We start from the raw sequence: 13,147 nt of genomic DNA, 5'->3' as shown, positions 1-13,147 counted from the left end.
GACGGCGGCGCCCGGACGAATCCGAGCGCCGCCGCCGTCACTGCATCAGCTGCAGCCGGAGGTGCTGCCGCAGCCCTCGCAGACGTAGCAGGAGCCAGCGGGGCGCATCTTGGTGCCGCAGGTGAAGCACAGCGGGCTGTCGACCGCAGTGCCGGTGATGGCCTCGAGGAGCTCGGCGGAGGTGTGGGCCTTCTTGGCCGCGCCCTCCGGCGCCTTCTCGCCGTGGACGGCGTGGGTCTCGGACTCCTCGGTGGCGGCCTCCTCGACCGGCGCCGGGGCGGCGGCGACGGGCGGGGTGCTGACGAGCTCAGCGGCGGAGCCGGTCTCCTCGGCGGGCTCGTAGGAGCCGGTCTCGAGGTAGCGCTGGCGCTCCTCGGCCGAGTAGATGCCCATGGCCTGGCGCTCGTCGAACGGCAGGTAGTCGAGGGCGAGGCGACGGAAGACGTAGTCCATGAGGGACTGGGCCATCCGCACGTCCGGGTCGTCGGTGAGGCCGGCGGGCTCGAAGCGCAGGTTGGTGAACTTCGAGACGTAGGTCTCCAGCGGCACGCCGTACTGCAGGCCGATGCTGACCGCGATCGAGAACGCGTCCATCACGCCGGCCAGGGTCGAGCCCTGCTTGCCGAGCTTGAGGAACAGCTCGCCGAGCTGGCCGTCCTCGTGCGCACCCGAGGTCAGGTAACCCTCGGCGCCACCCACGGTGAAGGAGGTGGTGCGGGCGATGCGGGACTTCGGCAGGCGCTTGCGGGTCGGGGCGTAGACGACCTTCTCCACGACCTTCTCGACGACCTCGGCCGCGGGGGCCTCGGTGGTCGACTCGGCCTTCTTGGCCTTCGCGTCGGCGAGCGGCTGGCCCACCTTGCAGTTGTCGCGGTAGATCGCGGTGGCCTTGAGGCCGAGCTTCCACGACTGGAAGTAGACGTCCTCGATCTCCTCGACGGTCGCGGACTCCGGCAGGTTGACCGTCTTGGAGATGGCACCGGACAGGAACGGCTGGCAGGCCGCCATCATCCGCACGTGGCCCATGGGCTTGAGCGCACGCTGGCCCATCGCGGTGTCGAAGACCTCGTAGTGCTCGGTCTTCAGACCGGGGGCGTCCACGACGTGGCCGTTCTCGGCGATGTAGTCGACGATCGCCTCGACCTGCTCGTCCTGGTAGCCCAGCTTCACCAGGGCCCGCGGGATGGTCTGGTTGACGATCTGCATGGAGCCGCCGCCGACGAGCTTCTTGAACTTCACCAGGGAGAAGTCGGGCTCGATGCCGGTGGTGTCGCAGTCCATCATGAAGCCGATGGTGCCGGTGGGCGCGAGCACCGAGGCCTGCGCGTTGCGGAAGCCGTTCTTCTCGCCCAGCTTCACCACGTCGGCCCACATCTGGGTCGCGAGCTTGTGGACGCCGGAGTCGGAGACGTGCATCGGGCGCACCGAGTCGTTGGCCGCCTGGTGCTTGCGCATCACGCGGTTGTGGGCCTCGGCGTTGCGGGCGTAGCCGTTGTACGGGCCGACGACGGCCGCGAGCTCGGCGGAGCGCTTGTAGGAGGTGCCGGTCATCAGCGAGGTGATGGTGGCGGCCATGGTGCGGCCACCCTCGGAGTCGTAGCCGAGACCCATCGCCATCAGCAGCGCGCCGAGGTTGGCGTAGCCGATGCCGAGCTGGCGGTAGTCGACGGTGGTCTGGCCGATGGACTCGGTCGGGAAGTCCGCGAAGCAGATCGAGATGTCCATCGCGGTGATGATCAGCTCGACGGCCTGGGCGAAGCGCCCGGCGTCGAAGGTGTCGTCGTCCTTGAGGAACTTCAGCAGGTTCAGCGACGCCAGGTTGCAGGAGGAGTTGTCCAGCGACATGTACTCCGAGCACGGGTTGGACGCGGTGATGCGGCCGGTCTCGGGGTTGGTGTGCCAGTCGTTGATCGTGTCGTCGTACTGCAGGCCCGGGTCGGCGCAGGCCCACGCGGCCTCGGCGATCTTGCGCCACAGGGTGCGGGCGTCGACGTGCTCGATGACCTCGCCGGTCATGCGGCCGCGCAGGGCGAAGTCGGTGCCCTCCTCGACGGCGCGCATGAACTCGTCGGTGACGCGCACCGAGTTGTTGGCGTTCTGGTACTGCACGGAGGTGATGTCGTCGCCACCGAGGTCCATGTCGAAGCCGGCGTCACGGAGGACGCGGATCTTGTCCTCCTCCTTCGCCTTGGTCTCGACGAACTCCTCGATGTCCGGGTGGTCGACGTCCAGGACGACCATCTTCGCGGCACGACGGGTGGCGCCACCGGACTTGATGGTGCCCGCGGAGGCGTCGGCACCGCGCATGAAGGAGACGGGGCCGGAGGCGGTGCCGCCGGAGGACAGCAGCTCCTTGGAGGAGCGGATGCGGGAGAGGTTCAGGCCGGCACCGGAGCCGCCCTTGAAGATGAAGCCCTCCTCCTTGTACCAGTTCAGGATCGAGTCCATCGAGTCATCCACGGAGAGGATGAAGCAGGCGGAGACCTGCTGGGGGGACTGCGTGCCCACGTTGAACCAGACGGGGCTGTTGAAGGAGAAGTACTGGTTGACCAGCAGCCAGGTCAGCTCGTGCTCGAAGACCTCGGCGTCGGCGTCCGTCTTGAAGTAGCCGTTGTCCTTGCCGGCCTTCACGTAGGTGAGGACGACGCGGTCGACGAGCTGCTTGAGGCTCCACTCGCGCACGTCGGAGCCGACGGCGCCGCGGAAGTACTTGGTGGTGACGATCGTGGAGGCGTTGAGCGACCAGGTCGTCGGGTACTCGACGCCCTTCTGCTGGAACACGGTCACGCCGGTCTTCCAGTTGGTCTGGACGACGTCGCGACGCTCCCACTCGAGCTCGTCGTAGGGGTGCACGCCCTCGGTGCTGAACACCCGCTGGATCGTGAGGCCGCCTGCCGCCTTGCGCGACCGTGCGCCCGTCTTCGCGCGGCCGCTCTGCGTCTCCGTCATTCCTGGTTCTCCTGTGTCCCGCGATGTCCCGCGATGGTGGGGGTTCGTGCGTTGCTCGTGCTGGCTGGGGAGCCTGGCTGTCTCCGTCGTACACGGAGGCTCCGACAGCGTGGGGGGAGGAAGCGTGGTGGTGCGCCCGGCCGGCAGCTTCCCCACTCCCGGCCGGGCGGTACTGGGTCAGCCGGTCGGTGCAGGCTGAGGGGTGGGCGCCGGCTGGGCCGCTCCGTCGCGGCGCATCAGCGCGATCTCCTCCTCGAAGTCCGCGGCCGAGGTGAAGGCCCGGTACACGGAGGCGAAGCGGAGGTAGGCGACCTCGTCGAGGTCGCGCAGTGGACCGAGGATGGCGAGGCCGACCTCGTGGGCCTGGATCTCGGCGGAGCCGGAGGCCCGCAGCACGTCCTCGACGTCCTGGCCCAGGCACGCCAGCTGGTCCTCGTCCACCGGGCGGCCCTTGCAGGCCTTGCGCACGCCCACGATCGCCTTGCTGCGCTCGAACGGCTCGGTGGCACCGGAGCGCTTCACGATCGAGAGCTGCATCTGCTCCACGGTGGTGAACCGCTTCGAGCAGGACGAGCAGGTGCGGCGCCGGCGGATCGCGGAGCCGTCCTCGGTGACGCGGCTGTCCACGACGCGGGTGTCGCCGGCCCGGCAGTACGGACACTGCATGGCGGACCTCCCTCTCCTGGACTGCTCGCGTGCTGAGGTGTGCTGGTGGGGTGTGGAGAACTCGCCTCCGCATGTGGAGAAACGAGCCGCTCCTGTGGGCTATCCGCCGGTTGCTGTGCAACAAGATGTGGATAACTACATCCGTGTAAGTACTAGATGTTGTGGGAAGCCTAGTTCCGCACCACCACGCCCGCAACCTGATCCCGGGAACCCGCGCCACTGATTTCGAATGCGCAGGTCGCGACGGAAGAACGCCCGTTGGGGTGGGGCCTGATCGGGGCGAGATCACCACATGTGGGGGTGTGAAGAACGCCTCCCACCACCCCTGGGGGGTGAGGAACCAGGGGTGTGGACGACGCACCGCGCCGTTTCCGGCCACCCCGGGCGGATCCGCCCGGCGGTGACCGCTCAGGAGGCGGCGGCGTCCAGGGAGAACCAGACGGTGGTGCCGGCGGCGTCGCGCTCGGAGCCCCACCGGTCGGCGATCGCCTCGACCAGCATCAGCCCGCGACCCCACACGGCCAGCGGGTCGTCGACCTCGTCGGGGTCGGGAGGCTGCACCTCACCGGAGCCGCCCCGGTCGCGCACCAGCACGGTGAGGACGCCGTCCAGCAGGCTGACCCGGAGCAGCGAGCGCGAGTGGGCGTGGTTGACCGCGTTGGTGACGACCTCGGAGACGCAGAGCAGCGCGCTCTCGACCACCTCGTCGTCCAGGCCCCAGCGGTCCAGCTCCTCGCGCAGGAAGCTGCGCGCCACCCCGGGGGCCTTCGCCGTCTCGGGCAGCGACACCGCGGCACGTAGCGCCTCGGAGTCGGACTCCTCCTCCGCCTCGGCCAGCTCGACGGCCTGCTCGCGGGCGAGCCCGGCGCGGATGCGCTGCACCGCGTCGGAGGCGGTCAGCGCCACCGCGTCCAGCAGGGCCCGGTAGCGGGTGGAGAACTCGACGTCGGCCTCGAAGAACAGCACCACGGCGCCGATGGGCGACCCGGTGCCGGGCAGCGGCAGCGCCGCCAGGGACGTGGAGCCGGCGGCCAGCTCGCGCTCGACCAGGTGCTCGAAGCTGCGGCGCACGTCGGCCAGCCGGGCCAGGAGCGGCTCCCCGGAGCGGACGACGGCGGTGATCGGCACGTCCTCGAAGGCGTCGATGTGGCACCAGGGCAGCGGCTCGCCGTCGGGCGGCAGCGCCTCCTGGGGCAGGAACCGGATGCGGCGCCCACCGCCCTCGGTCAGCCCGAAGCCGACCCGTCGGACCCCCGGGAGCGCACCGAGGTCGCGGACCATCGCGCGGGCCACGTCGTCGACGTGCTCGGCGGCCGCGAGGGCCTCGTCGAGCTGCGAGAGGCGTCCCAACGGGGCGCGCGGACCTGCGGTCCCACGCGGCGACGCCTCCCAGTCGACCTCCGGCACGACAGCAAACTAACGCGTGTCCGACACCTGTGCACGCTTCCTCGTCACCCTTTCTGGTCCGGGACGGGTGCGGCGTCGGCGACACTCTGGCCCCGTCCGTCACACTGTGGGCGTGGCAGAGGGCGGTACCGGACGAGGCGGGCGACACGGCGGCGCGCGTCGGGCCGCCCCCGCGCCGAAGCAGCCCAGGCCACCTCGCCCAGCGCGTGGACCCCGGCAGCCGGGCGGGTCGTCCGGCACCGCACGTCGACTCGCGCTCCCCGCCATCGGCATGACCGCGGCGGTCGGTGCCTGGGGCTACCTGGTGTGGGCCGCGATCGACTTCGGCCGCGGCCTGCGGGACGGGGAGCAGGGCGTGCTCGCCTTCTTCCTGCTCGCGTGCGTCGGCGCGGTCGCCTGCCTGTTCATCGGGCTGATGCTGCTGGCCCGGATCGTGCGGACGCTGTCCGGCACGGGCGACGAGGCTCCTCCCCCGGCGGACGACGCTCCCCTGGAGAACCCGTACGAGGTGCCGTCGACGGACTCCCCCGACCCGCCGCCGAACCCCGCTCCCAACCCCGTGCACCACACGAAGCCCGGGGGCAGGCGGAAGAAGTAGCGCCCCGGCACGGTGAGCCGAGGAACGAGCAGACAGAAAAGAGCAGAGGGGCGGGCAGCGTCGGGTGAGTGACGCGGCCCGCCCCTCGGCGTTCCCCGGTGTCGCCGGCCGGGGTCGAAGCGACCGGCGACGTCTGTGGCGGTCGGCTCAGCCGACCGGGACCTCGAGCGTCTGACCGGCGACGAGCATGCCGCCGTCCAGGTCGTTGAGCTCGGAGATGAGGGTCATGGTGGAGCGCAGGTCGGAGCCCGTCTCCTCGGCGATCTCGCCGGAGATGCCCCAGAGCGTGTCGCCCGTGCCGACGACGATGTCGTGGGTCTGCACGGCACTGTCGGTGCCGGCGGCCATCGACGCGCCGATCACGGCGACCAGGCCGGCCAGGGCCAGACCGAGCAGCACGACCACGACGCGGCCGCGGCGGGTGAGCCTGAGCTCGCCGGGCCGGGCGGACCGGACGGGAGCGGTGCGGGCCAGCTGCGGGTGGATCGTCATGGTGCTCATGGGTGTCTCCTGGGGAAGTCGGAGTGGTGTGTCGGTTGGGTGCTCGTCCTTGCGGGAGGTAGGTCTACTCGCGACCTCCGACAGTCGGCCCCGACCGTGCTCTCGCCCGGCCGGACCGGCGCTGCCGGCGTCCCGCTCGATCGTGCGTTCGATCGAACACAGGTACGAAGGTAGATCAGGTGTTCGAACGACCGCAAGGGCCCGACCGAACGAATTTTCGACGGAGTCGCGTTCGATTGAGCGGCATCCACCTGCGCACTCACCCGGAACGGTGGGCGACACGCCGTTCGAACAGACGTTTGAGGTCAGGCGTTCCCAGGCACTACGGTTGACCCACATCCAGCGGGAACCACGCCAGAGGAAGGCAGCAGATGGCCGACGAGACAGGCAAGGCCGGCGGACGCCGCGGCAAGGTCACCGAGCTGCCGGACCGCCCCACGTCGACCGCGGGGCTGACCCAGCGCCAGCTCAAGGTGCTCGCGACGATCAAGAAGGCGGTCGAGGCCCGGGGCTTCCCGCCGAGCATGCGCGAGATCGGTGACGCCGTCGGGCTCACCAGCACCTCGAGCGTGGCCCACCAGCTGAAGGTGCTGGAGGAGAAGGGCTTCATCAAGCGCGACCCGCACCGCCCCCGCGCGATGGAGATCTTCCTGCCGCAGGAGAACGCCAGGCCGCGGGCCATCTCCTCGGCCGACGAGTCGGACTTCGACGAGACCGACGTCGGCGACTCCATGCCGACCGCGACCTACGTGCCGATGCTCGGCCGGATCGCCGCCGGCGCGCCGATCCTGGCCGAGGAGCAGGTCGAGGAGGTCTTCCCGCTGCCCAAGCAGCTCGTGGGCGACGGCCAGCTCTTCCTCCTCGAGGTGCGCGGCGACTCGATGATCGACGCCGCCATCTGCGACGGCGACTACGTCGTGATCCGCCAGGCCAACACCGCCGAGAACGGGCAGATCGTGGCCGCGATGATCGACGGCGAGGCCACCGTCAAGACGCTCTCGCGCAAGAACGGCCAGGTCTGGCTCCTCCCCCACAACGAGGCCTACGAGCCCATCGACGGCACGCACGCCTCGATCCTCGGCGTCGTCAGCGCGGTGCTCCGCCGCCTCTGACGGACACGCACGACCCGGGACGCCGGCGGCGCGACCCCTCTGGCAGGGGTGGCTCCGCCGGCGTCGTGCTGTCTGGGGTTGCCGGGGGTCGGCGTCGGCTTCGGGTGCGGGCGTCTCGTGGCTCGGCCGTGGACGGCCTCGCACCCCGACGACCGGTGGAGCCGTGGACGGCCTCGCACCCCGACGACCGGTGGAGCCGTGGACGGCCTCGCACCTCGACGACCGGTGGAGCCGTGGACGGCCTCGCACCCCGACGACCGGTGGAGCCGTGGACGGCCTCGCACCCCGACGACCGGTGGAGCCGTGGACGGCCTCGCACCCCGACGACCAGTGGAGCCGTGGACGCCCTCGCACCCCGACGACCAGTGGAGCCGTGGACGCCCTCGCACCCCGACGACCAGTGGAGCCGTGGACGCCCTCGCACCTCGACGACCAGTGGAGCTGTGGACGCCCTCGCACCCCGACGACCGGTGGAGCCGTGGACGCCCTCGCACCCCGACGACCGGTGGAGCCGTGGACGGCCTCGCACCTCGACGACCAGTGGAGCCGTGGACGGCCTCGCACCTCGACGACCGGTGGAGCCGTGGACGGCCAGGCACCTCGACGACCGGAACGATCTCAAACCTCGGTCCCGGCGGTGACGTCCGCGTGAACGGACGGTGGCATCGCGGAACCTGGCGTCACGTCCGCGTGGGTGCCTCGTTCGAGAGTCGTGACCACTTCCGCTGACGACCAGTCCCAGCCGGCCCGACCCTCGCGCCGCACGGTGCTCTCGGGCGCCGCTGCCACGGGCCTCACCGCGAGCGCTCTCACCGCGTCCACGGGCACCGGCCCGGCCGCCGCGGCCGGCAGCACCCACCAGACCCAGGACGCCGACGAGGCAGCGGCGCGCCGGGCCGGGCACCGCGTCTTCCGGCACGGCGTCGCCTCGGGCGACCCGCTGCCCGACGCCGTCGTCCTCTGGACCCGCGTGACCCCGACGAGGGACGCCTCCCCCGGCTCCGGGATCGGGCCGCGCACCACGGTGGGCTGGCAGGTGGCCGCCGACCGCGCCTTCACCCGGGTCGTGCGCCGCGGCCGGTTCACCACCGGCCGCGGTCGCGACCACACGGTGAAGATCGACGTCGCCGGCCTGGCTCCGGCCACCACCTACTACTACCGCTTCACCGCCCTGGGGCAGACCTCCCGGACCGGCCGCACCCGCACCGCCCCGTCCCACGACGCCGCCCTGGCGAGCCTGCGCGTGGGCATGGTGTCCTGCGGCAACTGGCAGGCCGGCTACTTCGCCGCCTACCGCGGCCTCGCCGACCGCGACGACCTGGACCTGGTGCTGCACCTGGGCGACTACCTCTACGAGTACGGGCCCGGTGAGTACGGCTACGGCCCCGACGACGTCGACATCCGCAGCCACGAGCCCGCCCACGAGATGGTCGGCCTCGCCGACTACCGCCGCCGGCACGGCCAGTACAAGACCGACCGCGACCTCCAGCGCGCCCACGCCCGCCACCCGTGGGTGGTCACCTGGGACGACCACGAGACCACCAACGACGCCTACGACGACGGCGCCGAGAACCACCAGCCCGACACCGAGGGCGACTGGCCCACCCGCCGGGCCCGGGCACACCGCGCCTACGACGAGTGGATGCCGGTGCGGATGGCGGGCACGGCCGACCTGCGCGACGGCTCCCGGCTCTTCCGCCGGCTCCGGTTCGGCACGCTCGCCCAGCTCAACATGCTCGACCTGCGCACCTACCGCTCCCAGCAGCCCGGCCTCACCGACGGCGCCGCCATCGACGACCCCGAGCGCACGATCACCGGCGCGCAGCAGATGGCCTGGCTCAAGGACAGCCTCACCAACGACCCGGGCACCCCGCAGTGGAAGGTGGTGGGCAACCCGGTGATGATCGCGCCGGTCACGTTCGCCGGGCTGCCCAGCCGCGTCACCCGCGCCGTCGACGACGTCACCGGCCTGCTGCCCGACGACGGCCAGCCCTACAACGTCGACCAGTGGGACGGCTACACCGCCGACCGCCGCGAGGTCTTCGCCCACCTCCAGGACGAGGGGGTCACCGACGTCCTCTTCCTCACCGGCGACATCCACTCCGGCTGGGCGTGCGAGCTGCCGGTCGAGGCGGGCGACTACGCGGTGACCCGCGAGTCCGTCGGCGTCGAGCTCGTCTGTGCGTCAGTCACCTCGGGCAACCTCAAGGACATCACCGGTGCCCCGGAGGCCACCCCGGCGGTCGAGGCCGCGATCCTGGCCAACAACCCGCACGTGAAGCACCTCGACTTCGACAACCACGGCTTCTGCGTCCTCGAGCTCACCCCGGAGCGCGCCCAGTGCGACTGGTTCGTCATCGGCGACCGCGCCGAGGTCGACACCCCGATCACCTGGTCGGTCTCGTGGACCACGCAGGCCTCCAGCAACCGCGTGACCCGCGCCGCCGCTCCCCTGGCCGGCACGCCTGAGGAGGTCCGCTGATGTGCGGCACGACCCGGGCCTGCACCGACCCGGCCCACCGGCACGTCCGCCCCTTCGAGCGCGGGGCCCAGGCCCTGCGGACGGGGCGGCGCACCCTGCTCACCGGCGCCACCGCGGCCGCCGGCGCCGCAGCCATCTCGGTCGCGGCGTCCCGGCCGGCCTCCGCCGTCGTCCCGACCGACACGCGGCGCCGCGCCTACGTGCTCGTGATCGACGGGTGCCGCCCCGACGAGATCACCCGCACCCTCACCCCGCACCTGTGGGCGCTGCGCCAGGGCGGCGCCTGGTGGCCGAACGCGCGGTCGATGCCGGTCATGGAGACCATCCCGAACCACGTGATGATGATGACCGGGGTGCGCCCCGACCGCACCGGCGTGCCCGCGAACGCCGTCTACGACCGGGCGCTCGGCGAGGTCCGCGACCTCGACCAGGAGTCCGACATCCGGGTGCCGACCGTGATCGAGCGGTTGAACGCCCGCGGTTTCACCACCGGCACCGTGCTCTCCAAGGAGTACCTCTACGGCGTCTTCGGCGAGCGGGCGACCTACCGCTGGGAGCCGACGCCGACGTTGCCGGTCACCGGGCACGCGCCCGACGTGTTCACCATGCAGGCCGCGCTCGACATGCTCGAGGCCGACCCGCACCTGATGTTCGTCAACCTCGGCGACATCGACCGCTTCGGGCACGCCGACGTCACCGGCGGCACGCTCAAGGCGCTGCGCACCACCGCCCTGGTCGACACCGACCACCAGGTCGGCCGGTTCGTCCAGGCGCTGAAGGACGCCGGGACGTGGGAGCGCTCGCTGGTGATCGTGCTGGCCGACCACTCCATGGACTGGTCCGACGGGTCCGACCACATCACCCTCTCCCCGCTCCTGGAGGCCGACGACCTGCTGGCCGGCCAGGTCGCCATCGCCGACAACGGCGGTGCCGACCTCCTGTACTGGACCGGCCCCGACGCCCAGCGGCACGAGGCTGTCGACCGGATGCTCGCCATCGCCCGCTCGACCGACGGCGTGCTGCGGGCCTTCAGCCCGGCCCGCGAGCGGGCCCGCTACCGGCTGGGGGACGAGGCGGGCGACGTCGTGGCCTTCTGCCGGGCCGGGCGCCGCTTCTCCGACCCCGACCCGTGGTCCAACCCGATCCCCGGCAACCACGGCCACCCCGCCACCCGGCCGATCCCGTTCTTCCTCTCCGGCGGCGCGGGCGTCGTGCCGTCGGGGCAGGTCAGCTCGGCCCAGGCCTCGACCATGGACGTGGCGCCCACCGTCGCGACGTTCTTCGGCCTGCGGCACGGGTCGCGGGTCTACGAGGGGCGGGCGCGGATCTGAGCCGGACCCCTGCGGCGGGGCGCCCCGATAGTCCGTGACGTTCTGCAGCCGGATCACGGCGTGTCGCCTGCAGAACGTCACGCACTATCCGCGGGCCCGGGGGCTGAGGGATCGGGTGACCGGGTCAGGAGGTGGCGGCCGCGGAGAGTCGCTTGAGGGCCTGGCGGACGATGCCGCCGTCGGTGGTGGTCCACATGGGCGGGAGGCTGGCCTTGAGGAAGCTGCCGTAGCGGGCGGTGGCCAGGCGGGGGTCGAGGACGGCGACCACGCCCTTGTCGGACGTGGTGCGGATGAGGCGACCGGCGCCCTGGGCCATCAGCAGCGCGGCGTGGGTGGCGGCGACCTGCATGAAGCCGTTGCCGCCGGCGTTGTCGGCCGCCTTCTGCCGCGCCGACATCAGCGGGTCGTCAGGGCGCGGGAACGGGATGCGGTCGATCAGCACCAGCTGGCAGGTGTCGCCGGGCACGTCGAGGCCCTGCCACAGGCTCAGCGTGCCGAACAGGACGGTGTGCGGGTCGGCCACGAACTGCGCCGACAGCTCGGGCAGCTGGGCGTCGCCCTGCGCGAGCGTGGTCAGGTGCGGCAGCCGCTTGCGGACCTCCTCCGCGGCGGTCTCCGCGGCGCGCCGGGAGGAGAACAGCCCGAGCGCGCGGCCGTCGGCGGCGTCGATGAGCTCGACGATCTCGTCCAGCTGGGCCTTGCCGAGGCCGTCGCGGCCCGGCTGCGGCAGGTGCCGGGCGACGTAGAGGATGCCCTGCTGGCCGTAGTCGAACGGGCTTCCGACATCGAGTCCGCGCCACGGCAGCACGTGGTCGGGCACGTCGTGGCCGCCCGAGCCGACCTCCACGCGCTCGCTGGGCTTGAGGCCGACGCTCGTGGCGACGGAGGAGAAGTCCCCGCCGAGCATGAGGGTGGCCGAGGTGAACACGACCGTCTTCTCGGTGAGCAGCTTGTCCCGCATCTGCCCCCAGACCTGCAGCGGCGCGACGCAGAGCCGCTGGGGCCCGCGGTCGCCGCCGTCGGTGAGCCAGAGGACGTCGGCGTCCGACCCGGCCGCCATCCGCTCGGCGGTCGCGAACACCTCCTGGACCCCGCCCTTGGCCTGCTGCCGGCCGGGGTCACCGTCCCCGCCGTCGCTGTTCTGCTCCTTGGGGAACGCGCTCACGCAGGCGCGGGCAGCGTCGCGGACCAGCTGGAGCGCGTCCGCCATCTGCTCCGGCAGCGCCTCGAACCGGCCGGTCGGCGCGGCGGCGATCGCGTCGCGCAGCGCGTCTCCGGCGTCCGCGAGGTCGTCGGCCTGGTCGCCCTCGACGTACCGCTGGGCGCGCTTGGCGGCCCGGTCGACCTCGGGGGCGGTGAGCTCGTCGGTGGCCGCCTGGGTGACGCGGGCGACCAGCTCGTGCGCCTCGTCGATCACCACCGCGTCGTACTCGGGGATCATCGGCACGCCCTCGATCGCGTCGATCGCGAGGAGGGAGTGGTTGGTGACGATGAGGTGGCTCTTCTGGGCCTTCTCCTTCGCCACCTCGGCGAAGCACTCCTGGCCGAACGGGCAGCGCGTGGCGCCGAGGCAGTCGCGGTGGTTGACCGAGATCTGGCGCCACTCGCGGTCGGTGTGCCGGGGGGCGGCGTCCTTCTCGCCGGTCCCGCCCTCCTCGGCCTGCTTCTCGGCCCAGCCGCGCAGCTCGAGGATCTTGGCGCCCATCGACCCCTCGGGCAGCTGCACGAGCGCACCCTGGTCGTCCGGCACGCCCTCGCGCACCCGGTGCAGGCAGGCGTAGTTCGAGCGGCCCTTGAGCACGGCGTAGGAGGTGTCGAGGCCCGGGACGTCCTTCACGGCCTCGACGAGGCGGGGCAGGTCGCGCTCCACGAGCTGGTGCTGGAGCGCGAGGGTCGCGGTCGCGACGACCACCCGGTCGTCGTGGAGGAGGCTCGGGACGAGGTAGCCCAACGACTTGCCGGTGCCGGTGCCCGCCTGGACGACGAGGTGCTCCTCGTTGACCAGCGCCTCGCCGACGGCCTGCGCCATGGCCACCTGGCCGGCGCGCTCGGAGCCGCCCAGCTGCTCGACGGCGCGCGAGAGCAGCGCGGCCACGTTGTC

9 protein-coding genes are annotated in these 13,147 nt (G+C 72.0%); 4 read left to right on the top strand and 5 right to left on the bottom strand.

What is annotated here, in order from left to right; translation table 11 throughout:
* Nucleotides 1-45 precede the first annotated feature (45 nt).
* From M8316_RS06470 to M8316_RS06460, 3 genes are all read right to left on the bottom strand, one after another.
* A complete protein-coding gene (locus M8316_RS06470; protein WP_250053050.1) occupies nt 46-2,949 on the bottom strand; it encodes a vitamin B12-dependent ribonucleotide reductase in 2,904 nt (967 codons plus the stop codon).
* A gap of 177 nt (nt 2,950-3,126) precedes the next feature.
* Nucleotides 3,127-3,615: a transcriptional regulator NrdR gene (gene nrdR / locus M8316_RS06465; protein WP_250053048.1), complete on the bottom strand. Its 489-nt coding sequence runs from the start codon at nt 3,613-3,615 to the stop codon at nt 3,127-3,129.
* A gap of 408 nt (nt 3,616-4,023) precedes the next feature.
* Nucleotides 4,024-5,022, bottom strand: coding sequence for an ATP-binding protein (locus M8316_RS06460; RefSeq protein ID WP_250053047.1), 999 nt, complete (start codon nt 5,020-5,022; stop codon nt 4,024-4,026).
* 271 nt (nt 5,023-5,293) lie between these two features.
* Here M8316_RS06460 and M8316_RS06455 point away from each other — a divergent pair, with 271 nt between their 5' ends.
* Nucleotides 5,294-5,620 (top strand): hypothetical protein, encoded by a 327-nt coding sequence (locus M8316_RS06455; RefSeq protein ID WP_250053046.1) that lies wholly within the window; start codon nt 5,294-5,296, stop codon nt 5,618-5,620.
* A 147-nt stretch (nt 5,621-5,767) separates the two neighbouring features.
* Here M8316_RS06455 and M8316_RS06450 read toward each other — a convergent pair whose 3' ends face one another.
* Nucleotides 5,768-6,121, bottom strand: coding sequence for a LysM peptidoglycan-binding domain-containing protein (locus M8316_RS06450; RefSeq protein ID WP_250053045.1), 354 nt, complete (start codon nt 6,119-6,121; stop codon nt 5,768-5,770).
* Nucleotides 6,122-6,492: 371 nt separating this feature from the next.
* On the opposite strand from M8316_RS06450, the gene lexA reads away from it, so the two are divergent.
* The 3 genes from lexA (at nt 6,493) to M8316_RS06435 (ending at nt 11,046) form a co-directional block, all read left to right on the top strand.
* Complete coding sequence (lexA, locus tag M8316_RS06445) at nt 6,493-7,233, top strand: transcriptional repressor LexA (RefSeq protein ID WP_250053044.1); 741 nt, start codon at nt 6,493-6,495, stop codon at nt 7,231-7,233.
* Between the two features lie 712 nt (nt 7,234-7,945).
* Entirely contained in the window at nt 7,946-9,715 is a 1,770-nt protein-coding gene (locus tag M8316_RS06440; RefSeq protein WP_250053042.1) for an alkaline phosphatase D family protein, read from the top strand.
* Nucleotides 9,715-11,046, top strand: a complete 1,332-nt coding sequence (locus M8316_RS06435) for an alkaline phosphatase family protein (protein WP_250053041.1) — start codon at nt 9,715-9,717, stop codon at nt 11,044-11,046. Before M8316_RS06440 ends, M8316_RS06435 begins: the two co-directional genes overlap by 1 nt.
* A 124-nt stretch (nt 11,047-11,170) precedes the next feature.
* Here the strand turns inward: M8316_RS06435 and M8316_RS06430 are convergent, their stop codons facing one another.
* On the bottom strand, nt 11,171-13,075 hold the full coding sequence (locus M8316_RS06430; protein ID WP_250053067.1) for an ATP-dependent DNA helicase: 1,905 nt from the start codon (nt 13,073-13,075) through the stop codon (nt 11,171-11,173).
* Between the last annotated feature and the right edge of the window lie 72 nt (nt 13,076-13,147).

The organism is Nocardioides bruguierae (assembly GCF_023554635.1).
Classification (GTDB): Bacteria; Actinomycetota; Actinomycetes; order Propionibacteriales; family Nocardioidaceae; genus Nocardioides; species Nocardioides bruguierae.
The sequence above is the reverse complement of the archived record's forward strand: the minus strand, read 5'-3'. Positions and strand labels throughout refer to the sequence as shown.

What these genes read in the sequence shown, in the direction of transcription:
- M8316_RS06450 (WP_250053045.1), bottom strand. Translation starts at nt 6,121, where the DNA reads ATGAGCACCATGACGATCCACCCGCAGCTGGCCCGCACCGCTCCCGTC.
- M8316_RS06430 (WP_250053067.1), bottom strand. Translation starts at nt 13,075, where the DNA reads ATGGCGCAGGCCGTCGGCGAGGCGCTGGTCAACGAGGAGCACCTCGTC.
- M8316_RS06435 (WP_250053041.1), top strand. Translation starts at nt 9,715, where the DNA reads ATGTGCGGCACGACCCGGGCCTGCACCGACCCGGCCCACCGGCACGTC.
- M8316_RS06455 (WP_250053046.1), top strand. Translation starts at nt 5,294, where the DNA reads ATGACCGCGGCGGTCGGTGCCTGGGGCTACCTGGTGTGGGCCGCGATC.
- nrdR (WP_250053048.1), bottom strand. Translation starts at nt 3,615, where the DNA reads ATGCAGTGTCCGTACTGCCGGGCCGGCGACACCCGCGTCGTGGACAGC.
- M8316_RS06470 (WP_250053050.1), bottom strand. Translation starts at nt 2,949, where the DNA reads ATGACGGAGACGCAGAGCGGCCGCGCGAAGACGGGCGCACGGTCGCGC.
- lexA (WP_250053044.1), top strand. Translation starts at nt 6,493, where the DNA reads ATGGCCGACGAGACAGGCAAGGCCGGCGGACGCCGCGGCAAGGTCACC.